Below are 26,022 nucleotides of genomic sequence, written 5' to 3'. Positions count from 1 at the left end.
GCGCGGTCACCGTGCGTGCGGACCCGGGAAAGTCGCCGGCGCTTGACGGAGAGGTGGATCACGGTGCACGATAGTTGCGCAGTTCGGTCAGCCGAGTTGCACGAACCGCGCAAAGGAGCGTGCGATGCCGAAGCTGCTCGTCCTCGGGGACGACCTGACCGGCAGCAACGCGACCGGAGCGCTGTACGCCCGCTTCGGGCTGCGCGCGGTTTCCGTCAACGCGCCGCTCGAACCGGACGCGCCCTGCTTCCGCGCGGGAAGCGGGATCGACGCGCTGGTGGTCAACCTGGGTACCCGGCACGCCCCGCCGTCACACGCCGCGCGGGCGGTGCGGGACGCGGTCGGGCTGGCCGGGCCCGTCGAGCTCACGGTGAAGCGCGTGGACACGACACTGCGCGGCAACGTCGGCGTGGAGACCGAGGCCGTCCTGGCGTCGGCGCCGGAGGCCCGCGCCCTGGTGGTGCCCGCGTTCCCGGACGCCGGCCGGGTCACCCTCGGCGGCCTGCACCTGGTCGACGGCGTGCCGCTGGCCGAAAGCCCGGCCGCCCGCGATCCCCTCGCCCCGGTCAGGACTTCGCGGATCCGCACGCTCCTGCGGCCCACCGACCGGGAGATCGCCGAGCTGCCGCTGGACGTCGTCGAGGAGGGCGTGGACGCGGTCGAGGCCGCCTTGCGCGGCCCCGCCGGGATCGTCGTCTGCGACGCCACGACGAACCGGCACCTCACCACCGTCGCCAAGGCCGCCGCCCGGCTGGCGGCCGAAGGCACGCGCTGGATCTCCGTGGACTCCGGGCCGTTCGGGGTCCGGCTGGCGGCCGCGCTGGGCCTCGCGCCCGGCCACGGCACCGTCCCGCCGATCCTCGCCGTGGTCGGCAGCATCACCGGGCAAACCCGGGACCAGGTACTGGAAACCGAGCTGGTGCTGGACGCGCGGTACGTCGACGTCGACGCGGAGCGGCCCGATCCACCCGCCATCGCCGCCGCGGCCGGGAAGCTGCTCGGCTCCGGGCACCGCGTGGTCGGCATCCGGACCCGGGCCCCCACGCCGGGCGTCCCGATCGACCCGCATGTCGCGGCGCGGATCCCGCCCGCGCTCGGCGAAGCGACCCGGCTGGTGCTCGGCGCGCACCGGATCGGCGGGCTCTACGCCACCGGCGGCGACATCGCCGTCGAGGTCACGAAAGCGCTCGGAGCCGACGGCTTCGAGATCGACACCGAAGTGCTGCCCCTGGCGGTCGCCGGGCGGCTCTCCGGCGGGCCGCACAGCGGGCTGCCCTTCGCCACCAAGGGCGGGTTGATCGGCGGGCGCGATGCCGCCGTCGCCTGCCTGGAACACCTGAACCACGTGCTGGCCACCGGAAGGAACAACCCGTGAGCGACCTCCCCATCCTCGCCGTCACCCTCGGCGACCCCGTGGGCATCGGCCCCGAGATCACCCTCAAGACCCTCGCCGAGCCCGAGTCCCTGCAGATGGCCCGCGGGGTGGCGGTCGGCGACGCGATCGTGCTGGAACGCCTGGTCCGGCACCTCGGCCTGCACCTGGAGATCAACCCGATCGCCACGGTCGCCGACGCGCGCTTCACCACCGGCGTGATCGACATCCTCAACCTCGGCGTCGTCCGTGAAGACCTGCCGTGGGGCGAAGTCAACGCGACCGCGGGCGCCGCCGCCGTCGGCGCGATCGAAGTGGCCACCCGGCTCGCGCTGGCCGGCGAGGTCGACGCGGTCGTGACCGCGCCGATCAACAAGGAGGCGATCTGGGCCGCCGGTTCCCAGCACCTCGGGCACACCGAGATGCTCGGCGAGCTGACCGGCTCGACCCGGTACAACACGATGTTCTGGGTGTCCGGGCTGAAGATCTTCTTCGCCACCCGGCACCTCTCGCTGCGCGAAGCGATCGACCAGATCACGCGGGAGAACATCGAGCACGCGATCCGCGAGGCCTACACCGCGCTCGAAGTGTTCGGCACCGAGAAACCGAGACTGGCGGTGGCGGCGCTGAACCCGCACGGCGGCGAGAACGGCAAGTTCGGCAACGAGGAGATCGTCGCGATCGCGCCCGCGGTGGCCGCCGCGCGCGCCGCGGGACTCGACGTCGTCGGCCCCATCCCGGCGGATTCCGTGTTCCACCAAGGGATCCAGGGCCGGTTCGACGGCGTGCTCTCGCTCTACCACGACCAGGGGCACATCGCGTCGAAGACGTACGACTTCGACGGCACGGTGTCGGTGACCGTCGGCCTGCCGATCCTGCGCACCTCGGTCGACCACGGCACGGCGTTCGACATCGCCGGCACCGGCCGGGCCTCGCACGGCACGATGGTCGCGGCGTTCAAGGCCGCGGCGACCCTGGCGCCGTACGCGCGGAAGCTGCCGTCGATCTACCCGCCGGGCGTCCGGTGATCCCCCGCAAGCGCTGGGCGTACGTCATCCCGGTCGCGGTGGTCATGTACATGCTGGCCTACCTCGACCGCACGAACGTCGCGGTGATCCTGCCCTACATCGGCGACGACTTCCCGCTGTCGGCCAGTGCGAAGGGCCTGGCGAGCGGCATCTTCTTCGTCGGCTACCTCGTGCTGCAGATCCCGGCCGCGGTGCTGGCGGTGAAGTGGAGCGCCCGCAAGACGGTGCTGATCCTGATGGTCGCGTGGGCGTTCGCGGCGGTGCTCTGCGGGCTGGTGCAGAACGAAACCCAGCTGCACCTGGCGCGGCTGCTGCTCGGGCTGTTCGAAGGCGGCGTGTGGCCCGCGGTGCTGATCCTGCTGGCGTCCTGGTTCCCGCAGGCCGAACGGGCCCGGGCGAACGCGCTGTGGATGACGTGCCTGCCGATCTCGGCGATCGTCATGTCCCCGCTGTCCGGGCTGATGCTCGACCACATGTCGTGGCGCTGGGTGTTCGTCATCCAGGGCCTGCCGCCGCTGCTGTGGGCGGTCGTCTGGTGGTTCGCGGTGGCCGACCGCCCGGCGAAGGCCCGCTGGATCTCCGCGGAAGAACGCGAGTACCTCGAAACCACCTTGCGGGCCGAGGAAGAGGCGAAGCCCGCCTTCGTGAAGCAGGGCTACCGGCAGGCACTGGCGAACCGGCAGGTCCTGCTGCTGATCGGCGTCTACTTCTTCTGGATCACCGGCTTCTACGGCTTCAGCCTGTGGTTGCCGTCGGTCGTGAAGACGATGACCGGCGGCTCGGCCACCGCGGTCGGGTTCTTGTCGGCCGTGCCGTACGTCCTCGCGCTGGTTGGGATGGTCGCGTGCGCGCACTGGTCGGACCGCACCGGCAACCGGCGGCTCGCCGTCGCGGTACCGCTGGTCGTGGCCATCGCCGGGCTGCTGCTCGGCAACCTCGTGCACTGGCCGGCGGCGGTGCAGCTGGTGCTGCTCTGCGTGGTCGCGACCGGTGTCTACATGCCGTACGGGCCGTTCTGGGCCATCCCCAGCCGGATCCTCGGCATCGAGGTCGTCGCCGTGGCGATGGGCCTGATCAACGCGCTGGGCAACCTCGGCGGGTTCGCCGGGCCCTACCTGGTCGGCTGGCTCACCGACGTCACCGGCACCGCGACCACCGGGTTCGTCGTCCTGGCCGCGTTCCTCGCCGTGGCCGCCGGCCTGGCGTTCTTCGGGCTGAAATCCGCGAATGTGGAAGAGTCGGCGCATGTCCCAGCCGCGACCAGGCACCCGTGACCGGCGCGCGATGCTGCTCGAAGCCGTCCGCGACGGTTCCGGCGGCATCGCGGAGCTGGCCGAGGAGTTCGGCGTCTCGGAGTCGACGATCCGCCGCGACCTCGCCTCCCTCGCCGGAGCCGGGCACGTCGTCCGCACCTACGGCGGCGCGCTCGACACCGAACGCAGTCCCCGCGAGAAGGACCGCGAGAACGCGACGGCGAAGGAGGCCATCGCCCGGCAAGCCGCCGCGCTGGTGCGTGACGGCGAGGTCGTGCTGCTCGACGCCGGCACGACCACCGGCAGGCTGGCCCGCCACCTCGCCCACCGCGAGGGGCTGACCGTGGTCACGAACGGCGTCACCGCCATCCGCGAGCTGGCCGGCTTCGCCGGGATCGACCTGATCGTCCTCGGCGGCCGGCTGCGGCACCCCAACGAGGCCATCCTCGGCGAGAGCGTGCTCGCCCAGCTGAGGCACATCTCACCCGATCGGGTATTCCTGGGCGCGGACGGCCTGGTGCCCAGCCGTGGGCTGTGCTGCCCGTCACTGGAGCAGTCCGTGGTCAAGCACGCGATGCTGCACGCGGGCGCCGAGGCCTACGTGCTGGCCGACCACTCCAAGCTGGACCAGGCCCCTTTTTCCTACTGGACGCCGCTCGACCGCGAGTACCGGCTGATCACCGACGAGCCGACGATCGACGCCGTGTACCCGCCGTTCGCCGAGAGCGTGATCGTGGGCGACGAGCACGAAACTGTCGGTGGTGCCGCGCATCATGGACGACGTGGCAGTTGACGTGCTCGACCTCTTCTCCCCCGCGACCCGGGACTGGTTCGCGGGGGCCTTCGCCGCGCCCACCGCGGCCCAGGACGGCGCCTGGCGAGCGGCGCACGCGGGCGAGCACGCCCTCGTCGTCGCACCGACCGGGTCCGGCAAGACCCTGTCCGCCTTCCTCTGGGCGCTGGACCGGCTTTCGGTGGAACCACCGCCGGCGGAGGCCACCAAGCGCTGCCGGATCCTCTACGTCTCCCCGCTGAAGGCCCTCGCGGTCGACGTCCAGCGGAACCTGCGCGCCCCGCTCGCCGGCATCTCGCAGGCCGCGCGGCGGCTCGGGCTCCCGGTACCGGAGATCGAAGTGGGCATGCGCACCGGCGACACCACCGCCGCCGAGCGCCGCTCGTTCGGCAAGACCCCGCCGGACGTGCTGGTGACCACGCCGGAGTCGCTGTTCCTGATCCTCACGTCGTCGGCGCGGGAGTCGCTGCGCGGCGTCGAGACCGTGATCGTCGACGAGGTGCACGCCGTCGCGGGCGGCAAGCGCGGCGCGCACCTCGCGCTGTCGCTGGAGCGGCTGGACTCACTGCTCCCGAAGCCGGCGCAGCGGATCGGCCTGTCGGCGACGGTCCGCCCGGTCGACGAGGTGAGCGCGTTCCTGGCCGGCGGCCGCCCGGTGCGCGTGGTCCAGCCGAAACTGGCGAAGACCATCGAGGTGCGCGTCGAGGTTCCGGTCGACGACATGAGCAACCTCGACGCACCGCGCAGCGGCCCGGCGCCGAGCCCGCTCGACGAGCTGGAGTCGCTGACCGAGGCGTTCCCGCCCGGCGACATCGCGCCGGGCGGCCTGGGCACGCTGGAGGAGATCGCCGGCACCCCCGTGCAGCGGCCGTCGATCTGGCCGGCGGTCGAAGAGCGGGTACTGAGCTTGATCCAGGCCCACCGCTCGACTATCGTGTTCGCCAACTCGCGCCGGCTCACCGAGCGGATGACGGCCCGGCTCAACGAGCTGGCCGCCGAGCAGACGGAACTGACGCCGGAGGACTCGTTCCCGGCCGAGGCGGTCGGGCAGTCCGGGGTGAGCACCGGCGCGCCGCCGGTGATCGCCCGGGCGCACCACGGGTCGATGTCCCGGGAGCAGCGCACGCGCGTCGAGGAGGACCTCAAGTCCGGGCGGCTGCCGTGCGTCGTGGCGACCTCGTCGCTGGAGCTGGGCATCGACATGGGCGCGGTCGACCTGGTGGTGCAGATCGAGGCGCCGCCGACGGTGGCGTCCGGCCTGCAGCGCGTCGGCCGCGCCGGGCACCAGGTGGGCGCGGTCTCCTCCGGCGTGATGTTCCCCAAGTTCCGCGGCGACCTCGTCTCCTGCGCGGTGGTCGCCGAGCGGATGGCGAGTGGCGCGATCGAGGCGGTCCGCTACCCGCGCAACCCGCTGGACGTGCTGGCGCAGCACATCGTCGCGATGGTGGCGCTGGAGCCGTGGACGGTGCCGGACCTGGCTTCGCTGGTGCGGCGGGCGGCGCCGTTCGCGTCGCTGCCGGACGACGCGCTGCACGCGGTGCTCGACATGCTCTCGGGGCGCTACCCCAGTGAGGAGTTCGGCGAGCTGCGGGCCCGGATCACGTGGGACCGCATCGGCGGCGAGCTGCGCGGACGCCCCGGCTCGCAGCGGCTGGCCGTCACGTCGGGTGGCACGATCCCGGACCGCGGCCTGTTCACCGTGATGACGCCGGGCGGGGACGACAAGCCCGGGTCGCGCGTCGGCGAGTTCGACGAAGAGATGGTGTACGAGTCGCGCGTCGGCGACACCATCCTGCTCGGCACGTCGTCGTGGCGGATCACCGACATCACGCACGACCGGGTCATCGTGGTGCCCGCGCCGGGCGAACCGGCGCGGATGCCGTTCTGGAAGGGCGACGCGCCGGGCCGTCCGCTGGAACTCGGTCGGGCACTGGGAAAGTTCGTCCGCGAACTGTCCACATCGGACGACGAGAAGGCGCGTGAGCGGGCCGCGGCGGCGGGGCTGGACGAGCGGGCGTGCGACAACCTGCTGAACTACCTGGCCGAGCAGAAGTCGGCCACGCGGCACGTCCCGAACGACCGGACGATCCTCCTCGAGCGCTACCGCGACGAGCTGGGCGACTGGCGGATCGTCGTGCACTCGCCGTTCGGCGCCCAGGTGAACGCGCCGTGGGCGCTCGCGATCGCCGCGCGGCTGCGGGAAAACCGCGGGGTCGACGCGCAGGTGGCGCACTCCGACGACGGCATCGTCCTGCGCCTGCCCGACGCGCTCGACGCCGACGGCGGTGACGTCACGATCGGCGCGGACGACATCCTGCTCGACCCGGAAGAGGTGGAGCAGCTGATCGTCGCCGAGGTCGGCGGTTCGGCGGTGTTCGCGGCGCGGTTCCGGGAGTGCGCCGCGCGGTCGCTGCTGCTCCCGCGCCGGGACCCACGGCGGCGCACCCCGCTGTGGCAGCAACGGCAACGCGCGTCGCAGCTGCTGTCGGTCGCGTCGAAGTACGAACGGTTCCCGGTCGTGCTGGAGGCGATGCGCGAGGTCCTGCAGGACGTCTACGACGTGGGCGGCCTGCGGGAGCTGATGGCCGACGTCCGGGCCCGCAAGGTCCGGCTGGTGGAGGTCGAGACGCCGGCCGCGTCACCGTTCGCGCGCAGCCTGCTCTTCGGCTACGTCGGGATGTTCCTGTACGAGACCGACGCGCCGCTGGCCGAGCGGCGTGCGGCGGCGCTGTCGCTGGATTCGGCGCTGCTGGCCGAGCTCCTGGGCACCGAGGCGATCCGCGAGCTGCTGGATCCCGAGGCCGTCGTCGAGGTGACCCGGTCGCTGCAGCGGCTCGACCCCGACCGGCATGCCCGCTCGGCGGAGGACGCCGCCGACCTGCTGCGCTTCTTAGGCGACCTGACCGTCGAGGAAGCCGCGGAGCGCGGGATCCAGGCGGAGTGGCTCACCGAGCTGGAGAGCGCGCGGCGGGCGATCCGGGTGCGGATCGGCGGTTCCGAACGGTTCCTGGCGATCGAAGACTCCGGCAAGGTGCGGGACGCCCTCGGCACCGCGCTGCCGGTGGGGGTGCCCGAGGCGTTCACCGAACCGGTCGCGGACCCGCTCGGTGACCTGCTGTTCCGCTACGCCCGCAGCCGGGGGCCGTTCGCCGCGGCGGACGTGGCCAAGCGGTTCGGGCTCGGACTGGCCGTCGTCACCGGGGTCCTCGACCGGATGACCGGCGAAGGCCGCCTGGTCCGCGGCGAGCTGAGCCCGGTCGGGCATCCGGACACGCACGGCGTGGGTGTCGAGTACTGCGATTCCGCGGTGCTGCGGCGGCTGCGGCGGGCGTCGCTGGCCAAGCTGCGAGCCGAAGTGGAGCCGGTCGAACCGGCGGCGCTGGGCCGGTTCCTGCCGTCGTGGCACGGGTTCGGCGGCCGCGTCCGGGCGGCGCCGACGGCGGACGACGTGCTGTCGGTGGTCGAGCAGCTGGCCGGGGCGCCACTGCCGGCGAGCGCGGTGGAGTCGCTGATCCTGCCCGGGCGGCTGCCGGGCTACTCCCCCGCGTTGCTGGACGAGCTGACGACCGCGGGCGAGGTCACGTGGGCAGGTTGCGGCGCGCTGTCGGGCGGGGACGGCTGGATCGCCCTCGCGCCGACGGACGTCGCCGACCTGCTGCTGCCGGAAGTCGTCGAAGACATCCCGACCGGCCCGCTGCACGACGCTCTTCTGTCCACTTTGGAGGGTGGTGCGCTGTTCTTCCGCCAGCTGGTGGACCGCGCGACCGTCCTGGTGGACAAGGCGCCGAACGACGCCGAAGTCGTGGCCGCGCTGTGGGACCTGGTGTGGGCCGGGCTGGTCACCGGCGACACGCTGGGGCCGCTGCGGGCCCAGGTGGCCGGGCACGGCGCGCACAAGCCACGGCGTCAGGCACCGCGCGGCCGGTACGCGCGGTTGCGGGCGGGGCGGCCGCAGATGCCGTCGCGATCAGGGCCGCCGACGGTCGCCGGCCGCTGGGCGCTGACACCGAACCGCGAGACCGACGCGACCCGGCGCGCCCACGCCCGGACGGAGGCGTTCTTGGAGCGCCACGGCGTCCTGACCCGCGGGGCGCTCGACACCGAACGCGTCACCGGCGGGTTCTCCGGGATCTACAAGGTGCTGCGCGGCATGGAGGACACCGGCCAGGTGATCCGCGGCTACGTCGTGGAAGGGCTGGGCGCCGCCCAGTTCGCGGCGAAGGGCGCGGTGGACCGGCTGCGCGCGCTGTCGGGGCCGGGCCGGCCGGCGCCCGGCCGCGCGGTGGTGCTGGCGGCGGCGGACCCGGCCCAGCCGTACGGCGCGGCGCTCCCCTGGCCGGCCGCGACGGGCGACACGAAACACCGTCCGGCCCGCAAGGCCGGCGCACTGGCGGTGCTGGTGGACGGCGTGCCGGCGCTGTACGTCGAGAGAGGAGGCCGGTCGCTGCTGAGCTTCACCGAGGATCGGCAACCGTTGTCGGACGCGGCGCAGGCGCTGTCGGCGGCGGTCCGGGAAGGCTGGCTGGGTCAGCTGGCGGTCCAGCGCGCCGACGGCGAGCAGGCCCTGACGTCGGAGCTGGCGGAGGTGCTGAGGGAGGCGGGTTTCCGGGCCACACCGTCCGGTCTGCGGCTGCGGGCCTAAGCTGCCAGTTCGACACCGCACGAAGGATGTTCTGCTCATGGCGATGCGCGAACTGCGCTATTTCGGCGACCCGATCCTCAAGTCCGTCTGCGACCCGGTCACCGTGTTCGACGAAAAGCTCGAGGCGCTCGTGCGCGACCTGGTCGACTCGGTGAAGCCGGCGGGCCGCGCCGGGCTGGCGGCCCCGCAGATCGGCGTCGGGTTGCGCATCTTCAGCTACGACGTCGCCGGGCTCACGGGTTACGTCATCAACCCGGAGATCGCCGAGCTCTCCGAGGAGACGCACGAGATCAACGAGGGCTGCCTATCGGTCCCGGAGCTGTGGTTCCCCACGAAGAGGGCGAAGCACGCGAAGGTCCGCGGCGTCGACATCCACAACGAGCCGATCGAGGTCGAGGGCGAAGACGTACTGGCCCAGTGCCTCCAGCACGAAACCGACCACCTCGACGGAATCTTGTACCTGGACCGCCTCACGGCCGAACGCAAGAAGACTGCCCTGCGCGAAGCGCGCGACAAGGACTGGTTCTGGAAGCGCTGATCGGCTGACCAGGCGGCCCCCGGACGCAAATCGATCGGGCCGCCGCTACCGGCCGCCCGGCACGCGGCCACGCAGGGCGGCGCGTCCGGCCCGCGACATCTCGGCAGCCAACCCACCTCACCCGGCCACCGCCGGCGGCTCGCCTGATCCACACACCTCGGCAGCCAACCCAAGCTCGCGGGCCGCTGTCTCCGCAGCCGGAGCACCGCGGCCCGGTGGCTCACCCGGCTCCTGCGGACCCCGAGCGGCCGTGTTCGCGCGCGCCGCTGCCCCGGGCAGCCGACCCACCTCGCCAGGCGCCGACCGAGGCGCCCGGGCCGGTCAGTCGCGCAGGAACATTCGCAGCTGGGTGCTTTCCGCGGCCGAGCGTTCCGCGCGCAGGCCCGCCCGGGCCGCCGTGCGCGGCATCACGTCGTCCCCGGACAAGCAATCCGCTCGCAGCTCCATGATCCCCTGCGCCTCCGCCAGCACCGCCACGCGGGACAGCAACGCCGTGCCGATGCCCTGGCGCTGCCAGTCGTCCTCCACCAGCAACGAGATCTCCGCGCCCCCCGAAGCCGACGGGATCAGCTGGGCCAGCCCGATCACCTCGCGGCCGAAGACCGCCAGCACGCTCGTCCCGCGCGGCGGCACCAGCAGCCGGTGCAACCAGCGGCGCGGGACCGTGCGGACTCCCGTGTGGTAGCGCCGGAAGAGCGTCGCCGTCGAGCAGCGGCGGTGCAGTTCGGCCACCGCTTCGGCGTCCGCGGGGAGACCCTTGCGCAGGACGATCGCCGCGCCGTCGGGGCGGTTCAGCACCACCGGGCCCGCGACGTTGCTGGCCGCCGCGCCCAGCAGCGTGACCAGCGCGTCGGCGCGGGTCAGCTCCAGCTGCACGAACGGCGCCCACTGGCGCCGCGCCACCAGCGCTTCCCCGCCGCCCAGCTCGAACACCGCGCGGTGCCCGCTCTCGGTGCGGCCCGGGTTCGCCTCGGCCGCGGGGACGCGCGTGACCACGTCCGCGGCCAGCACGTCCTTCAGCACCTCGGCGAGCCGGGCGGGGTCGTCGATCGCGCGGCGGGCTGCGAGCAGCGTCGACGACGAGGGATCGACCAGCTCGTGGACGTCGGCGTCGATGATGGCCGTGCACTCGCAACCCTCGGCGCGAATCGCGTCGACGAGGTGCCGCCGCGGCAAGCCGGTCGCCGGGCGCAGGACGATCTCGTCGAGGACGCCGCCGGGAACCGGCAGCACCGCCAAGCCGAGGATGTTGCACTCGAGGTCGGCGAGCCGGATCGCGATGCGGGCGAGGGTGCCGGGGTGGTCGTGCATCCGGACCCGCACCCGCCACGCCGTCGGCGCGCCCGGCACGTCGACCGCGGCCGCCGGACCGAGCTGGGGCAACGCTCTGGAGGTCTTCATGCCCCCACGGTCCCGCGCGGTTGTTGCCGCCCCGGGACGCGGGTGTTTCGCGCAGATCAGCGTTCGAGGGAGCTCGGCAACCCGGCCGAAACGCTCAACGCGGGGTCAGCACGCAGAACTCGTTGCCTTCCGGGTCCATCAGCACGCGCCACGGCAGGTCCGGGCCGCCGAGGTCAGCGGGCGCGGCGCCCGCGGCCACCACCTCGGCCACCGACTCGCCGTGGTCGGCACCCGCGGGAGGCGCCACATCGAGGTGGACGCGGTTTTTGACGCGCTTCACGTCGTCGTTGCGGAGGAACTCCAGCCACGGCCCGCGGCCCGACGGCGCGCGCAGCCCGACCAGGACGTCCTCCTCGCGGGCGCTGATCGGCCAGCCGGTCAGCCGCGTCCAGAAACCCGCCATGCGCTCCGGGTCGTGGGCGTCGACCAGGATCGAAGCCACCGCTCCCGCCGCGGCGTACCGGTCACGGGGCTCGAGGACGCAGAACTCGTTGCCCTCCGGGTCGGCCAGCACGACCCACGGCACCGCGCCCTGCCCGAGGTCGACGCGGCTGCCGCCCAGCTCCAAGGCGCGCGACACCAGCTCCTCCTGGTGCGCGGGCGTCGTGCTCGCCAGGTCCAGGTGGATCCGGTTCTTCACCTCCTTGGGCTCGGGCACCGGGACGAACACCAGGTCCAGGTCCCAGCCGTCGGTCTCCGGGGCGCGCACGTCGACCTCGTCCGGCTCGTCGACGGCGACGCGCCAGCCGAGCAGCGCGGCCCAGAAGTCCGCCAGGACCCTCGGCCGCGCCGCGTCGATCACCAGGTTCACCAGGCGCGTGTTCATGCGCCGCAGGCTAACCGCCACCCCCGACAGTTCCGGTTCGGCTTCCCCACCTACCGGAGTCATCGGGTCGCGAGCCGCAGCAGCGCCCAGAGCTGGGCCGCCTGGTCGTGTACACCGCGCACGGTCACCGAGGTAAGGGACGACCGGCCCCACAACCAGAGGTAGATGCGCTCGGGCTCGGCGGCCGTGACGACGTCGTCCGCGGCCTCGGCTTCCTCGGCCGAACAGCGCCAGGCCTCCGTCACGTCGGGTCCGGCGCGCGCGATCCAGCTGTGCGCGCCGGCGCGCACGCCGACCGAGCCCGCCTTCGTGCCGGTCAGGCCCAGCATCGGCAGCTTGTGCCCGAACCAGAGGGTCAGGGCCTCGTCGATGCCGTCGACCGCCAGGTCTTCGTCGATGCCGCGCGCCTCGGCGCCCGCGGCTTGTTCGACGTCGACGCGGTGGACGAGGGTCTCGTGCAGCATCCGCCGTCGCCAGAAGCCGTAGGTCGGGTCCGCCGGCCACCACGTGTCGGCGTGGTCCTCCGGGTCGTGGGCGGCGAGCTCGCCGAGCAGCTCGGTCAGGCCGGTTTCGAGGTACTCGGCCAAGCTCTGGCCCGGTTCGGGGTCGCGCGGCCACTCGTCGGGACTGCGGCCTTCGACGAGCCGGCGCCGGACCATCCGGTAGAGGCTCCCGACGTGCCGGGCCACCTCGGCGAGCGACCAGCCCGGGCAGGCGGGCACCGGCGCCTCGAGTGGCGCCGCCTGGACGGCTTCGGCCAGCACCCGGCCTTCGATCCCCAACGCCGTGAGCAGCCGCCCCTGGTCGACCGGGCCGTGCTCACGCGACATGGGCTTCCCCGGTGATCGGGAGGCCGTGCACCAGCCGGCGGACGAGCTCGAGGAACGACGTGGCGGCGCGCACCAGCTCCGCGGCCGACTCGGCGGTGACCTTCCCGGTGATCCCGGCCTGCGCGGCGGCGCGCGCGGCGGAGTTGCCGGCGAAGAAGGCGGACCATTCGCGCAGTTCGGGGGCGACGGAGTCGAGCAACACCCAGGAGCTGGCCGGCCGGGCACGCCCCCGGTGCGGCCGCCCCCGCGCGGCAAGCACCGCGGCGGCCCCGCGCAGGGCGGCGAGGTAGGCGCCGATGAACCGTTCGACGGGATCGGTTTCCCGCTCGGCCTCGGCGAGTCCGCGCCGGGCTTGGGTGAGCAGGCCGGCGGCCACGGGCGGAGCGGGCGGGCGCAGGGACGTGGGCGGTTCAGGCTCGGAGACCTCCGGGCGCGATTCGGTCGGCTGAGGCCGCCCAGGCACCGAACCCGTCGCCGCGGGCAAGTGCGGCCGGGACTCCGCGCCGGCGGCGGCCGGGCGCAGTGACATGGGCAGCTCAGGCTCGGCGACCGGCCGCTGCTCCGCAGAGCCAGCAACCGGCGGGCGCGACTCGGTCGGCCGCGGCCGCTCAGGCACCGAACCCGCCGCAGCGGGCAACTGCGGCCGGGACTCCGCACCGGCGGCAGGCGGCTTCGGCAGCTCAGGCTCGGCAGCCGGACCCGGGGTCATCGGCAACTCCGGCTGGCCGGCGTCCACCGGGCGGCGCCGGGGCTTGCGGGGTTCCACGCAGCCCGGGACCGGCGGGGCCGACGACACCGACGGGCGCAGCGGGGACCGCCCGGTGTGCGGGCGCAGCGACATGGGCAGCTGCGGCTGCCCGGACTCCGTGGGGGACACGACCTTGACGGACATGACGACCCTCCTCCTGCGCGGGGTGAGCCCGATCATGTGCCCGGCGCCGAGACGCTTCCCCCGCCCCGGAGCCGGGCACCTGACCGGTGCGCGCTCACCGATGTCGAACGTCTGTTCGAACAAAATCCAGAGTAACCCTCCACCCGGCGTCCGCTCAACCCCAGGGGTGGATTCCCGCGGGACAGCAGGTCGGCGGCGTGATCTCATAGGCTCATGAGTTCGCTGGACCACCCCGCCGTCGCCAAGGTGGCGGCCGCGCTCGCCGAAGCCGGGCAGCACGCGGCCGCCGAGGGCATCCGCGTGCTGCCCGCCGAAGTCCGGACCGCCGCCCAAGCGGCCGACGCACTCGGCGTGCCCGTGGGTGCCATCGCCAACAGCCTCATCTTCCGCCTGGGGTCCGACAAAAAAGCGCTCCTCGCGCTGACCTCCGGCGCCCACCGGGCGGATCCGGCCACCCTCGAGCGGCTGGCCGGCGGCGAAATCGGCAAGGCCGACGCCGATTTCGTGCGGGCGCACACCGGGCAGCCGATCGGCGGCGTCGCGCCCACCGGGCACCCCACCGAGCTGCCGACGCTCGTCGACACCGCGCTGCGCGCCCACGACGTCGTGTGGGCCGCCGCCGGGCACCCGAAGACCGTCTACCCGACCACCTTCGCCGAGCTGGTCGCCTTGACCGGGGGCACCCCGGGCGCGCTCGACGGCGCGGAGGAAGATGGACAGCCGTGACCGCGATGCCCGCCGGCTGCTCCCGCTACGTCCAGCTCTCGACGGACGAGTTCCGCGCACGCCTGCCCGAAGCCCTGGACATCTACGTCCGGGCGATGCGGTACCCGGCCGGCACCGCCGAGCAGCGCGCGCCGATGTGGCTCACCCACGCGCTGCGTGAAGGCTGGCGCTGCATGGCCGCCCTCGACGCCGACGACGTCCTGCTCGGGCTCGCCTACGGCTACCGCGGCCGGGCCGGCCAGTGGTGGCACGAGCAGGTCCGCCACGGCCTGAGCCGCCGGTTCGGGCCCGAAGCGGCCGAACGCTGGCTGTCCGACTACTTCGAGCTGACCGAGATCCACGTCAAGCCGGAGAACCAGGGCCACCAGATCGGCGAGGACCTGCTGCGCGGCCTGCTCGACGGCGTGCCGAGCGCGAACGTCCTGCTGTCGACGCCCGAGGGCACCAGCCGGGCGTGGAAGCTCTACCGCCGCACCGGGTTCGTCGACGTCCTGCGCGACTACCACTTCGCCGGCGACCCGCGGCCGTTCGCGATCCTCGGGCGGACGCTGCCCCTCGACGCGCGCTGAACCTCAGCGTCGTTCGGGCCGCCAGTAGCCGATCGCCAGCGCCGCGACCAGCACGGCGGCGCCGCACCAGGCCGTGACGCCCAGCCGTTCGCCGAACAGCAGCGCGGCCAGGATCGTCGCGGTCAGCGGCTCGAGCACGGCCGACAAGGCGCCGAGGACGGGGTGCGCCGTCGCGAGGCCGCGCAGGTAAGCGGCGTAGGCGAGCGCGGTCGGCACGGCGCCGAGGTAGCAGACGATCGCGACGACGTCGACGTGCAGCGGCAGCGCCATGCCGGTCCAGCCCGCCACGGGGGCGAGCAGGAGACCGCCGATCAGGCAGCCGAACGCGGTGGTGGCGAGCGGGTCCATGACCGGTTTCGCCGTGAGCAGCGTCAGCGTCGCGAAGCCCGCGGCCGCGAGCAGCGCGAAGCCGAGGCCGCCGAGGAGGTGGGCGGGTTCCTCCGGCGACCAGCGGAGCAGGACGAGCCCGGCGAGGGTGCCGGCGACCGAGACGAGCGTCCAGCGGCCGGGTTTCCGCACCGCGGCGAGGGTGACGAAGACCGGGGCCGCGCCGATGGTGGTCATCGTGGCGACGCTGACCGAGCTGAGCGCGACGGCGGCGAAGTAGCTGGCTTGGAAGAGCGCGAACAGCCCGCCGACGGCGAGGAGCCGTTTGCCGGCTTCGGCCGTGCGCGGGAAGGTGCCGCCTTTGAGGAGGACCGCCAGGGTGGCGATCCCGCCGCCGACGAGCAGCCGGTAGGCGGCGACGGCGAGCGGGTGAAGGCCGGCGCGCTGGGCGAGCAGCGAGCCGGCGAGGCCACCGGTGCCCCAGAGGACCCCGGCGAGAACGAGCGCGGCCGAAGACCGGGCGCGCGTGGACATGTCGACGGACATGGGAATGCTCCTGCGTCGAAGGAAAAGGGAGTTCGACGCGGGGCGGTTTGTGCACGACAGATCAGCCGCGGGCGTTGAAGGCCACGCGGCGGAGAACCACCCCGCTCAGACGCGGGGCGGCGGGGTGACAAAGAGAATTCGGCTCACGAAAGGGGAACCTAGCGGCGGGTCCGGCGCGACGCGACGGGTTTTCCACAGGGCGGCGCGGTTGTGGACAGTCGAGGCGTGAGCTGGCTTTCCGGACGGTTTTGTCGGGCCGGGCCGATAGACTGGACGTGGGACGCCCCCCAGGGAAGGGCGGGGGCCGCCCGTTGTCGGACGGCCCCGGACACCTCAGTCCAGCTGGGCCAGCTGCTCCCGCAGCGTGTCCAGCCCCATCCCGCCCATCCGCAAAGCCTCCGTGTGGAACCGCTTGATGTCGAACCCGGCACCCGCCCGGCTCTGCGCCTCGGCCCGCGCCGCCAGCCACAGCCGCTCGCCGATCTTGTACGCCGGTGCCTGCCCGGGCCAGCCCAGATACCTGTCGATCTCGTCCCGGACATGCGCCTGGTCCGTGATCGTGCGCGTCAGCATGAACTCCAGGCCCAGCTCCGGCGTCCACCGCGAACCCTCGTGGAAGCCCGTGCCCGACGGGATCACCAGCTCCAGGTGCATGCCCAGGTCCACCACCACCCGCGCCGCGCGGAACAGTTGCTCCGACAGCATTCCCAGCAGATCTCCGTCGTCCGCCAGGTAGCCCAGTTCCTCCATCAAGCGCTCCGCGTACAGCGCCCAGCCCTCCGCGTGGCCCGACGTGAACGCCATCAAGCGCTGGTACTTGTTCAGCCCTTCGGACTGGTCCACCGCCGTCGCGATCTGGAGGTGGTGGCCCGGTGCTCCCTCGTGGTACACCGTGCTCGTTTCGCGCCACGTCGAGAACTCGTCGCGGCCGGCCGGGAGGGACCACCACATGCGGCCCGGGCGGTCGAAGTCCTCGCTCGGCCCCGTGTAGTACGCGCCGACGCCGCCGCCCGGTGGGGCGATCTTGCACTCCAGCGCCATCACGCGGTCGGAGATGTCGAAGTGCTTGCCGCGCAACGACTTCAGCGCCTCGTCCGACAGGTGCTGCATCCACGCCTCGAACTCGGCGCGGCCGCGGACGCGGTAGCGCGGGTCGGCGTCCAGGGCCGCCGCGGCCTCCGCCGGCGACGCTCCCGGCTTGATCCGGTTCGCGACCGCGCGCATCTCGGACTCGATGCGCGCGAACTCCGCCCAGCCCCACTCGTACGCTTCGCGCAGGTCCAGCGCCGCGCCGACGAAGTAGCGCGACCACAGGCGGTAGACGTCCTCGCCGACCGCGTCCTTCACCGGGGCCTTCGGGGCCAGCTCGGCGCGCAGGAACCCGGCGAACTCCGCGAACGCCTCGTCGGCCGCCCGCGCGCCGTGCGTGAGGTCCGCCGCCAGCGCCGGGGAAGGCGCGCCGCTGACGAGCTGGGTGAAGTAGCCCGTCTCCTCCTTCAGGCCGGCCCACGTCTCGCACTGCTCCGCGACCTTGGCGACCTGGCGCAGCGCCGCGACGTGCCCCGCGTCGGCCGCCGTGAGCAGGCCGTTGCGGACGTTCGCCAGCGCCCGCGGGACCTCGCCGAGGCGGGCCGAGACGACCGACCAGTCGTGCTCGGTCTCCAGCGGCATCAGGTCGAACGCCATCCGCAGCTCCTGAACGGGGCTGGAGATGACGTTCAGGCTCGCCACGTCGAGGCCGGCCTCGTGGATCTCCAGCTCCAGCCCGACGCGCTCGGTGAACACGGCCTTGGCGGCGCGCTCGGCGGCGTCGCGCGGCTCGGCGGCGGTGACGGCGGCGTGCGCCCGCGCGGCCAGCCCGGCGCGCTCGGCGAACCCGTCCGCCGAGTAGTCGGTCAGCCGGTCGTCGTGACCCTTGACGCCGTAGGCGGTCGCGGCGACCGGGTCCACGGCCGAGTAGTCGTCGACGTAGCGGTCACAGATGCCGTGCACGCCGTCGGAAGCAGTAGAAGCCATGCGCCGCACGCTACCGGGCCACCGGGACCCGGTGGTACGTACTTAAGCACGGGCCGGGACGAGCCCCAGCCGCGCGATCACCTCGCGCGTCGCCTTCGACCGGTTGAACGTGTAGAAGTGCAGGTTCGGCACGCCTTCGGCGATCAGCTTCTCGCACAGCTCCGTGGTCACGTCGATGCCCGCCGCGCGGAACGCCTTGGGGTCCTCGGCCAGCGGTTCGAGCCGGTCCAGGAGCTTCCGGGGCGCCGGCGCCCCGGACAGCTTGATCGTCGTCTGCAGCGTCCGCCACGTCGTCAGCGGCATCACGCCGGGCAGCACCGGCACGTCGCAGCCGGTCGCGGCGACCCGGTCGCGCAGCCGCAAGAAGTCCTCGGCGCCGTGGAACAGCTGCGCGATCGCGAAGTCCGCGCCCGCCCGCAGCTTGCGGACCAGGTACTTCGTGTCCGTTTCGAGGTCGGGCGAGCGCGGGTGCCCGTAGGTGTAGGCCGAGACGCCGACGCAGAAGTCGCCCAGCTCGCGGACCAGCTGGACCAGCTCTTCGGCGTAGGTCAGCCCCTCCGGGTGCGGGATCCAGTCGCCGTAGACGTCGCCCGGCGGGTCGCCGCGCAGCGCGAGGACGTTGCGGACGCCGACCGAGGCGTACCAGCCGATCACGTTCCGCAGCTCGGCGACGGAGTGGTTGACCGCGGTCAGGTGCGCCATCGGCACCAGCGTCGTCTCGGTCGCGACGCGGGCGATGCTGCGGATCGTGCCGTCGCGGCTAGAGCCGCCGGCGCCGTAGGTGATCGACATGTACGCCGGGTCGTACGGCTCGAGCTCCCGGATCGCCTTCCACAGGACGGCCTCGTCCGCCGCGTCCCGGGGTGGGAAGAACTCGATGGAGAACTTCGGCCCGTCTCCTCGCAACCGCTCGATCACCGACGTCATGCCTCGAATGTTAAGGGGCCCGGCTCTAGACTCGATACAGGAGTGAGCGATGAGGGATGACGACGCCAGCTGGGACGAGGACGTGCGCCTCGCCGTGTACCACGCCTTCGCCGACCGCGGCCGCGCGCCGAGCGGGCCGGAGCTGGCCGACGCGGCGGGCGGGTCCCTCGCCGTGGCCAAGCAGGCGCTGCACCGGCTCGCCGACGCCCACCACCTGGTGCTCGACGAGTGCGAGCACGTCGTGCTGGCCCACCCGTTCGCCGCGAAGTCCCTCGGCTTCTCCGTGATGGGCTCGCACACGCTCTGGTGGGGCGGCTGCGCCTGGGACTCGTTCGCCATCCCCCACCTGGTCGACGACGAGCCCGAGGTGCTCGTCGCGACCCGCTGCCCCGGCTGCGCCCAGCCGCACGCCCTGGTCGTGGACCGGGCGAAACCGCCGGAGGGCGCGCAGGTGGCGCACTTCCTCGTGCCCGCCGCGCGGATGTGGGACGACGTGCTGCACACCTGCGGCAACCAGCGGCTGTTCTGCTGCGAATCCTGTGTGGACGCGTGGCTCGCGGCGACCGGGCAGGCCAAGGGGTACGTCATGGACCTCGTCACGCTCTGGCGGCTCGCCCGCGGCTGGTACGCGGGCCGGCTCGAGCGCGGCTACCGGCGGCGCGAGCCGGACAGCGCGGTCGCCTACTTCGCCGAAGCGGGCCTCACCGGGCCGTTCTGGGCACCGGCCACGGCCGGAGTCTGATTCGCCACATCCGGGTGCCCCGGCGGCCCGCGGCCCCGCCGGTTCCGCGAGGATGGCGGCATGAACGCGCCCGTCTCCGACGCCGACCTGCCCGCCCACGTCGAGCGCGCGCTGGCCGGGTTCCTCGAGCGGGCGGGCACCGCGATCCTGGACACCGAACCGACCGTGGCCGCCGGGATCGACGCGCTGCGCGGGTTCGTGCTGAACGGCGGCAAGCGGCTGCGCCCGACGTTCGCCTGGTGGGGCTGGCGCGGCGCGGGCGGCGACCCGGCGGGCCCGGACGCCGAGGGCGTGCTGCAGGCGGTGGCCAGCCTCGAGCTGATCCAGGCGTGCGCGCTGATCCACGACGACCTCATCGACTCCTCCGACTCCCGCCGCGGCAACCCGACCGTGCACATCGCGGGCGCGAAGCTGCACGCCGACCGGGGATGGCTCGGCTCCCCCGCGACGTTCGGCCTGGCCACCGCGGTGCTCGTCGGCGACCTGGCGCTGGCCTGGGCGGACGACATGTTCGCGGACGCAGCCCTGCCCGCGGAGACGCTCGCCGCGGCGCGTCCGGCCTGGCGCGCGATGCGCACCGAGGTCCTCGCCGGGCAGTACCTCGACGTCCGCACGCAGGCCACCGGCGACGCCTCCGTCGAGGCCGCGCTGAAGATCGACCGGCTCAAGACCGCCGCCTACACCGTGCAGCGGCCGCTGCACCTGGGCGCCGCGCTCGGCGGCGCCTCCCCCGAACTGATCGGCACGCTGCTGGAGTTCGGCGGCGAGGTCGGCGTCGCGTTCCAGCTGCGTGACGACCTGCTCGGCGTGTTCGGCGACCCGTCGGTCACCGGCAAGCCCGCCGGCGACGACCTGCGCGAGGGCAAGCGCACGCTGCTCGTCGCGCTCGGCCTGCAGCTCGCCGCGGAGAAGGGCGAGACGGCCGCGGCCACGGTCATCGCCGACGCGATCGGCGACGCGGACCTGTCCGACGAGGGCGTCGAGACCGTCCGGATGGCGTTGCGGCAGGTCGGCGCGGTCGACGCCGTCGAGCGCCGGATCGACGAGCTGACGACGGCGGCGATGGCCGCGCTGGACCGCGCGCACCTGGCCGAGCCCGCGCCCGAGGCGCTGACCGGGCTGGTCGTCAAGGCCACCCAGCGGACGTACTGACGTGCGGACGATCGACGGTCCGGCCGACCACGTCGTCGTCATCGGGGCCGGGCTGGCCGGGCTTTCGGCGACCCTGCACCTGCTCGGCGCCGGACGGCGCGTCACGCTGCTCGAACAGGCCGCCACCCCGGGCGGCCGCGCCGGGCAGGAGAACTTCGACGGCAACGCCGTGGACACCGGCGCGAGCGTGCTGACCATGCCGGAGCTCCTCGAAGAGGCGTTCGCCGCGGTCGGCGAGCCGCTGGCCAAGAACCTGCGCCTGACCAGGCTGGACCCGGCGTACCGGGCGCGGTTCGCCGACGGCAGCTCTCTCGCGTTGCACACCGACGGCGACGCCATGGAGGCCGAGATCCGCGCCTTCGCCGGCGCCCGCGAGGCCGCGGGCTACCGGGCGCTGCGGCGCTGGCTGACCGAGCTGTACGCCGTGCAGAAGGACCGCTTCCTCGCGGTGAACTTCGACTCGCCGTTCGACCTCGCCCGTCCCGAGCTGGCGAAGCTCGCCGCGCTGGGCGGGTTCGGGCGGCTCGGCCCGCGCGTCGGCCGCTACCTGCTCGACGAGCGCGTCCGGCGGCTCTTCACGTTCCAGGCGCTCTACGCCGGTCTCGACCCGGCGAGCGCGATCGGCGCGTACGGCGTCATCGCCTACATGGACACCGTCGGCGGCGTCTACTACCCCGAAGGCGGGATGGGCGAGATCGGCCGGGCGATGACCGGCGCCGCCGCACGAGCGGGCGCCGACGTCCGGTTCGGCACCGAAGCCGCCTGGCTCGAACGGGTGAACGCGCGGGTGCGCGCGGTCCGGACGCGCTCGGGCGAGCGGATCGCGTGCGACGCCGTCGTCCTCGCCACCGAGCTGACCGCCGCGTACCGGCTCATCGGCGCGCGGCCCCGGCGCCCGGTGCCGCTGCGCTACTCGCCGTCCGCCGTCGTCCTGCACGGGCGGACGAGCGCGAAGTGGGACCTCGGGCACCACACGATCTTCTTCGGCGACGCCTGGGAGCGGACGTTCGCGGAGATCATCCGCGAGGGGAAGCTGATGAGCGACCCGTCGCTGCTGGTCACGCGGCCGACGGCGACCGATCCCGGGCTGGCCGGCCGCGGCGGCGAGATCGTCTCGGTGCTCGCGCCCGCGCCGAACCTGCGGCGCGGGCCGATCGACTGGGACCGCGTCCGCGGGCCGTACCGCGAAGAGCTCCTCCGCACGCTCGAAGCGCGCGGGCTGACCGGGTTCGGCGACGAGTTCACCGTCGACGAGACGATCACCCCGGCCGACTGGGCGGCGCGCGGGCTCGCCGCCGGGACGCCGTTTTCGCTGGCGCACACGTTCGCGCAGACCGGCCCGTTCCGGCCGGCGAACCTGGTGCGCGCGGCGGGCAACGTCGTGCTGGCCGGCTGCGGCACCACGCCCGGCGTCGGCATCCCGCCCGTGCTCATCTCCGGACGACTGGCAGCGGAAAGGATCACCGGCCGGTGAACGAACTCGACGCCGCGGGCATCCTCTCGCCGGACCTGCGGGCCGCGTACGCGGAGTGCCGCCGCATCAACGCCCACCACGGGCGCACGTTCTTCCTGGCCACCCGGCTGCTGCCGGCCCGGGCCCGGCCGGCCGCGCACACGCTGTACGGGTTCGCGCGGATGGCCGACGAACTGGTCGACAACCCGGAGCCGGGCAGCGATCCGGCGGCGGCCCTCGATCGTGTCGGCGACCTGGTCGACGTCGTCTACGACGGCGGCACCCCGGACGACCCGGTGCTCGTGGCGCTGGCCGACACCGTGCGGCGCTACGGCATCGCGCGGGACCTGTTCGACGCGTTCCTGAAGTCGATGCGGATGGACCTTTCACCGGTCGAGTACCGGACGTTCGCCGAGCTGGGCGAGTACATGTACGGCTCGGCCGCGGTGATCGGGCTGCAGATGCTGCCGGTGTTCGGCACGGTCGGCCCGCTGGCCGACGCTTCGCCGGGGGCCATCGCGCTCGGCGAGGCGTTCCAGCTGACGAACTTCCTGCGCGACGTCGGCGAGGACCTCGACCGCGGCCGGCTTTACCTGCCTTCGTCGGAACTTGCGGCGTTCGGTGTCACGCGCGCGTTGCTGGAGGAGAGGCGGCCCGACCCGCGGATCCGGGCGGCGCTGGCGTACTTCGTCGCGCGGACGCGGGCGGTGTACCGGCGGGCGGAGGCGGGGGTCGCGCAGCTGCGCCCGGAGTCACGGCCGTGCGTGCGAACGGCGTTGACGTTGTACGAGGGGATCTTGGACGAGATCGTGGCGCTGGACTACGACATCCTCACGCGGCGCGCGGTGGTCCCGAAGTCGCGCCGGCTGGCGGTGGCGGGAACCGCGCTGCTGCGCGCGGCCTGGCGCCGCTGACCTCTTTCGGGTGGTCCGCGGGTGACCGCTCAACCGCGTCCCGGCTCCGGGCGTTTTGTGGCGGGTGCGCCGGACCGACCGGGCGCCGCGCGGCTCTCCGCTCTGCGTGACGTTCTGGGGCCGGAGCGCCGACGGCACGGCCGGCCGAGGCTGGTAGTCGCACCACCAGCCTCGGCCACGCTCTGGGCGCGCGAGACGTTCCGGAGCGGTCGTAGGCTGCGATCATGACCGAACGACGCATCCGGATCGGCCTGCAGCTCCAGCCGCAGCACGCCGACTACGACAGCATCCGGCGCACCGCGTCGGCCGCCGAGGACCTCGGGGCCGACATCGTCTTCAACTGGGACCACTTCTACCCGCTGTACGGCGATCCCGAGGGCAAGCACTTCGAGTGCTGGACCATGCTCGGCGCGTGGGCGGAGTCGACGTCCCGGGTGGAGATCGGCGCCCTGGTGACCTGCAACAGCTACCGCAACCCCGAACTGCTGGCCGACATGGCGCGCACGGTGGACCACATCTCCGGCGGCCGGCTCATCCTCGGCATCGGCTCGGGCTGGTTCGAGAAGGACTACGACGAGTACGGCTACGAGTTCGGCACCGCGGGCGGCCGCCTCGACGACCTCGCGGAGTCGCTCCCCCGCATCGAGTCGCGCTTCGGCAAGCTGAACCCGCCGCCGACGCGCAAGATCCCGGTGCTCATCGGCGGCGGCGGCGAGAAGAAGACGCTCAAGCTGGTGGCCAAGCACGCCGACATCTGGCACGGCTTCGGCGACCCGGAGGTCGTCGAGCGCAAGGTGAAGATCCTCGACCAGCACTGCGCGGACGTCGGCCGCGACCCGGCCGAGATCGAGCGCTCGTGCGGCGTCCAGGGCGAGCCGGACGAGCTGGGCCCGAAGCTGCTGGACCTGGGCGTCACGACGTTCACGGTCGGCGTCGGCGGCCCGGACTACGACCTCGGCGCGCTCGAGAAGTGGATCGCCTGGCGGGACAAGACCAACAGCTGATCACGCTCGCGCCCGGTGTGCGGCGACTCGTTCACGCGTCGCGCACCGGGTTGAGCAGAACCTCCGGGGACTTCCTCCGCCCGTGTGGGCGAACGGCTTCCCGCACGACGGCGACGCGCACAACCCTCCCGGCACGTCCTGGCGCTCCGCCAGCAGCGACGCCAGCCCCAGCGCCGACGACGTCACCAGCCACGCTCCCCACGGCCCGTCGTCCGCCGCGTCCACGTGCAAGTGCCAGCCGTAGCCCTCTTCGTGGTCCGTCAAGCGCGGTGGACGCGCGTACGCCGCGAACAACGCGTTGAGCACCGAAGCCGCCGAAGCCACGTCCGGCGCCGCGAACACCTCCCGCAGTTCAAAAGCAGCCCTCTGCAACTCCGAGACGTCCGCCGCCGACAGCCGGACGTCCGGCTCGCCGTGAGCACGCAAAACCTGCGCGACAGCCGGCGGCGAAGGGTCCGGAACCAGCAGCACACCCAGCAGGTCGACCGCGCGCTGCACGGAATCCCGGTGCGGAAAGGCCATGCCCCACTGTAACGTCTTGTCCATGATAAGGCGTTACCTGGCCGGGGCGACGCTCGCGCGGACCGGGGACGAGCTGTCCGGCCCCGCTCTGCTCCTGCTCGGCCTCCAGCACGGCGCGCACGCCGGCTCGGCGCTGCTCGCCGGGCTCACCGCGGCCGCCGCCGTGGGCGGCCCTGTCTTCGGCGCCCTCCTGGACCGCAGTCCGGCGCCTGGGCGGCTGCTCGCCACCGCCCTCGCCGGGTACGCCGGCGGCCTCGCGGTCGTCGCCACGGCGTTCGGGCACCTGCCGCTGGTGAGCGTGGTCGCCATCGCGGTCGTGACCGGCCTGCTCAACCCGGCCATCGCCGGCGGCTGGACGGCCCAGCTGCCCGCCGTCGCCGGACCACGACTGCAAAACGCCAGTCGCCTCGACGCCCTGACCTTCACCGCCGCCGCGCTGGCCGGGCCCGGCCTCGCCGGCCTCCTCGGCGGCACGAGCGGCCTCGCCACCGCGGTGGTCCTGGTCGCGGTGGCCACGCCGATCGCCTGGCACCTCCCCAGGAAACGCCCCCAGAAGAAGACCCGCCTGCGGGACGGCTTCACGGTCCTCGTGCGCAACGCCCCGCTGAGGCGGGCGACGACGGCGTCGACGATCTCCTGCGCCGGCATCGGCATGGTCACCGTCTGTTACCCGCTCCTGGGCGCGGCTCACCTACGCGGCCCAGAAGACGGCGCCCTGCTGCTGACGGTCCTCGCGGTCACGTCCCTCCTGGCCAACGCGGTCTTCACACGGCGGCCGCTACAGCCGGACCGGACCGTCCGGCTGAGCACGCTGGTCCTGGCCGCGAGCGCCGCTCTGGCGGCCGTCGGCACGGACATCGTCTCGCTGGCGGCAGCCGCCGCGATCGCCGGGATCGCCGAAGGACCGCAGCTCACGGCCTTGTTCGCGATCCGCCACCGGGAAGCCCCCGAGCACGTGCGGGCTCAGGTGTTCACGACGGCGGCGAGCGTGAAGATCACCGGCCTGGCGGCGGGAGCGGCCCTGGCCGGCCCCCTCGCGGCGTGGTCGCTCCCGGCGTGCCTGCTCACCGCCGCGGCCGTTCAGCTGTGCGCCGCGGCGGCCTGTTCACGCAGGTCAGAAGGCCATCGCCTGCGCGCGCCGCTTCACCTCGGTGCCGTGGCTGGTGCGCAGGGCGTTGATCGGCGTGTTGCCCGGCAGGCTCTCGTCGGTCTCGAAGAGCCAGCGCAGCATCTCGGTCCGCGAGAACCCGGAGTCGGCGAGCACCGTGATCGTGCCGGCCAGGCCCTTGACGATCCCGTCCTTGACGAAGAAGTCGCCGGGAACGCACAGGTCACCGCCGCGCTTGAAGGCGATCAGCTGCCCGTCGCGCAGCATCTGGCGGACCTTGTTGGCGGAGGTCCCGAGGACGTTCGCCACCTCCGCCAGCGGAAGAACCGCGATGGCGGTGTCGAGGACGTCGTCGGCGACAGGAATCCCACTCACGCGTGACACTCTGCCACATTCCGCACCCACTCCCGCTAGTGCGCACGGGTGACCCGCGAGGTCTCC

At 73.4% G+C, this 26,022-nt stretch carries 22 protein-coding genes and 1 pseudogene; 14 read left to right on the top strand and 9 right to left on the bottom strand.

The features are described 5' to 3' along the window. Positions 1 to 124 precede the first annotated feature (124 nt). The 6 genes from ACIRSS_RS00945 to def are packed head-to-tail and all read left to right on the top strand — an operon-like array spanning position 125 to position 9,626. A complete protein-coding gene (locus ACIRSS_RS00945) occupies positions 125 to 1,375 on the top strand; it encodes a four-carbon acid sugar kinase family protein (RefSeq protein ID WP_400889136.1) in 1,251 nt (416 codons plus the stop codon). Beyond that, positions 1,372 to 2,400, top strand: coding sequence for a 4-hydroxythreonine-4-phosphate dehydrogenase PdxA (pdxA, locus tag ACIRSS_RS00940; protein ID WP_400889133.1), 1,029 nt, complete (start codon positions 1,372 to 1,374; stop codon positions 2,398 to 2,400). Before ACIRSS_RS00945 ends, pdxA begins: the two co-directional genes overlap by 4 nt. Beyond that, on the top strand, positions 2,397 to 3,674 hold the full coding sequence (locus tag ACIRSS_RS00935; protein WP_400889130.1) for an MFS transporter: 1,278 nt from the start codon (positions 2,397 to 2,399) through the stop codon (positions 3,672 to 3,674). The genes pdxA and ACIRSS_RS00935 overlap by 4 nt, the downstream gene beginning before the upstream one ends. Further along, the gene (locus tag ACIRSS_RS00930) at positions 3,646 to 4,446 is read left to right on the top strand and encodes a DeoR/GlpR family DNA-binding transcription regulator (RefSeq protein WP_400889127.1); all 801 of its coding nucleotides are present in this window, start codon (positions 3,646 to 3,648) and stop codon (positions 4,444 to 4,446) included. The genes ACIRSS_RS00935 and ACIRSS_RS00930 overlap by 29 nt, the downstream gene beginning before the upstream one ends. Continuing rightward, positions 4,427 to 9,088, top strand: coding sequence for a DEAD/DEAH box helicase (locus ACIRSS_RS00925; RefSeq protein ID WP_400889124.1), 4,662 nt, complete (start codon positions 4,427 to 4,429; stop codon positions 9,086 to 9,088). Before ACIRSS_RS00930 ends, ACIRSS_RS00925 begins: the two co-directional genes overlap by 20 nt. A gap of 37 nt (positions 9,089 to 9,125) precedes the next feature. Continuing rightward, positions 9,126 to 9,626 carry a peptide deformylase gene (gene def / locus ACIRSS_RS00920; protein WP_400889121.1) on the top strand — a complete coding sequence of 167 codons (501 nt, stop codon included), beginning with the start codon at positions 9,126 to 9,128 and terminating at the stop codon, positions 9,624 to 9,626. 321 nt (positions 9,627 to 9,947) lie between these two features. Here def and ACIRSS_RS00915 read toward each other — a convergent pair whose 3' ends face one another. The 4 genes from ACIRSS_RS00915 to ACIRSS_RS00900 form a co-directional block, all read right to left on the bottom strand. Further along, positions 9,948 to 11,027, bottom strand: a complete 1,080-nt coding sequence (locus ACIRSS_RS00915) for a GNAT family N-acetyltransferase (protein ID WP_400889118.1) — start codon at positions 11,025 to 11,027, stop codon at positions 9,948 to 9,950. Between the two features lie 94 nt (positions 11,028 to 11,121). Beyond that, the gene (locus tag ACIRSS_RS00910) at positions 11,122 to 11,853 is read right to left on the bottom strand and encodes a VOC family protein (protein WP_400889115.1); all 732 of its coding nucleotides are present in this window, start codon (positions 11,851 to 11,853) and stop codon (positions 11,122 to 11,124) included. A gap of 59 nt (positions 11,854 to 11,912) precedes the next feature. Continuing rightward, positions 11,913 to 12,683, bottom strand: coding sequence for a maleylpyruvate isomerase family mycothiol-dependent enzyme (locus ACIRSS_RS00905; protein ID WP_400889112.1), 771 nt, complete (start codon positions 12,681 to 12,683; stop codon positions 11,913 to 11,915). Further along, positions 12,673 to 13,575, bottom strand: coding sequence for an SAV_6107 family HEPN domain-containing protein (locus ACIRSS_RS00900; protein ID WP_400889109.1), 903 nt, complete (start codon positions 13,573 to 13,575; stop codon positions 12,673 to 12,675). Before ACIRSS_RS00900 ends, ACIRSS_RS00905 begins: the two co-directional genes overlap by 11 nt. Positions 13,576 to 13,788: 213 nt before the next feature. Here ACIRSS_RS00900 and ACIRSS_RS00895 point away from each other — a divergent pair, with 213 nt between their 5' ends. Together ACIRSS_RS00895 and ACIRSS_RS00890 are read left to right on the top strand one after the other, a co-directional pair. Further along, entirely contained in the window at positions 13,789 to 14,301 is a 513-nt protein-coding gene (locus ACIRSS_RS00895; protein ID WP_400889107.1) for a YbaK/EbsC family protein, read from the top strand. Further along, positions 14,298 to 14,870, top strand: coding sequence for a GNAT family N-acetyltransferase (locus tag ACIRSS_RS00890; protein WP_400889104.1), 573 nt, complete (start codon positions 14,298 to 14,300; stop codon positions 14,868 to 14,870). Before ACIRSS_RS00895 ends, ACIRSS_RS00890 begins: the two co-directional genes overlap by 4 nt. Positions 14,871 to 14,873: 3 nt before the next feature. Here the strand turns inward: ACIRSS_RS00890 and ACIRSS_RS00885 are convergent, their stop codons facing one another. From ACIRSS_RS00885 to ACIRSS_RS00875, 3 genes are all read right to left on the bottom strand, one after another. Beyond that, the gene (locus ACIRSS_RS00885; protein ID WP_400889101.1) at positions 14,874 to 15,743 is read right to left on the bottom strand and encodes a DMT family transporter; all 870 of its coding nucleotides are present in this window, start codon (positions 15,741 to 15,743) and stop codon (positions 14,874 to 14,876) included. Between the two features lie 333 nt (positions 15,744 to 16,076). Beyond that, on the bottom strand, positions 16,077 to 17,759 hold the full coding sequence (locus tag ACIRSS_RS00880; protein ID WP_400889098.1) for a DUF885 domain-containing protein: 1,683 nt from the start codon (positions 17,757 to 17,759) through the stop codon (positions 16,077 to 16,079). A 42-nt stretch (positions 17,760 to 17,801) separates the two neighbouring features. Then, entirely contained in the window at positions 17,802 to 18,686 is an 885-nt protein-coding gene (locus tag ACIRSS_RS00875) for a methylenetetrahydrofolate reductase (protein ID WP_400889095.1), read from the bottom strand. A 49-nt stretch (positions 18,687 to 18,735) separates the two neighbouring features. Here ACIRSS_RS00875 and merB point away from each other — a divergent pair, with 49 nt between their 5' ends. From merB to ACIRSS_RS00850, 5 genes are all read left to right on the top strand, one after another. Beyond that, a complete protein-coding gene (merB, locus tag ACIRSS_RS00870; RefSeq protein WP_400889093.1) occupies positions 18,736 to 19,428 on the top strand; it encodes an organomercurial lyase in 693 nt (230 codons plus the stop codon). Between the two features lie 60 nt (positions 19,429 to 19,488). After that, entirely contained in the window at positions 19,489 to 20,580 is a 1,092-nt protein-coding gene (locus ACIRSS_RS00865; RefSeq protein WP_400889090.1) for a polyprenyl synthetase family protein, read from the top strand. 1 nt (position 20,581) lies between these two features. Beyond that, positions 20,582 to 22,054: a phytoene desaturase family protein gene (crtI, locus tag ACIRSS_RS00860; RefSeq protein WP_400889087.1), complete on the top strand. Its 1,473-nt coding sequence runs from the start codon at positions 20,582 to 20,584 to the stop codon at positions 22,052 to 22,054. After that, entirely contained in the window at positions 22,051 to 22,947 is an 897-nt protein-coding gene (locus ACIRSS_RS00855; protein ID WP_400889085.1) for a phytoene/squalene synthase family protein, read from the top strand. The genes crtI and ACIRSS_RS00855 overlap by 4 nt, the downstream gene beginning before the upstream one ends. Before the next feature lie 224 nt (positions 22,948 to 23,171). Next, the gene (locus ACIRSS_RS00850; RefSeq protein ID WP_400889082.1) at positions 23,172 to 23,951 is read left to right on the top strand and encodes an LLM class F420-dependent oxidoreductase; all 780 of its coding nucleotides are present in this window, start codon (positions 23,172 to 23,174) and stop codon (positions 23,949 to 23,951) included. Here ACIRSS_RS00850 and ACIRSS_RS00845 read toward each other — a convergent pair whose 3' ends face one another. Beyond that, positions 23,952 to 24,473, bottom strand: coding sequence for a CGNR zinc finger domain-containing protein (locus ACIRSS_RS00845; protein WP_400893320.1), 522 nt, complete (start codon positions 24,471 to 24,473; stop codon positions 23,952 to 23,954). Here ACIRSS_RS00845 and ACIRSS_RS00840 point away from each other — a divergent pair. Further along, positions 24,472 to 25,167 (top strand): annotated as a pseudogene (locus tag ACIRSS_RS00840) (MFS transporter); the annotation flags it as partial. The gene ACIRSS_RS00845 and the pseudogene ACIRSS_RS00840 sit on opposite strands and share 2 nt — an antisense overlap. Positions 25,168 to 25,587: 420 nt before the next feature. Here ACIRSS_RS00840 and ACIRSS_RS00835 read toward each other — a convergent pair. After that, positions 25,588 to 25,956, bottom strand: coding sequence for an Rv2175c family DNA-binding protein (locus ACIRSS_RS00835; protein ID WP_400893318.1), 369 nt, complete (start codon positions 25,954 to 25,956; stop codon positions 25,588 to 25,590). Positions 25,957 to 26,022: the final 66 nt, after the last annotated feature.

The organism is Amycolatopsis sp. NPDC101161, from assembly GCF_044768185.1.
Lineage (GTDB): Bacteria > Actinomycetota > Actinomycetes > Mycobacteriales > Pseudonocardiaceae > Amycolatopsis.
The sequence above is the reverse complement of the archived record's forward strand: the minus strand, read 5'-3'. Positions and strand labels throughout refer to the sequence as shown.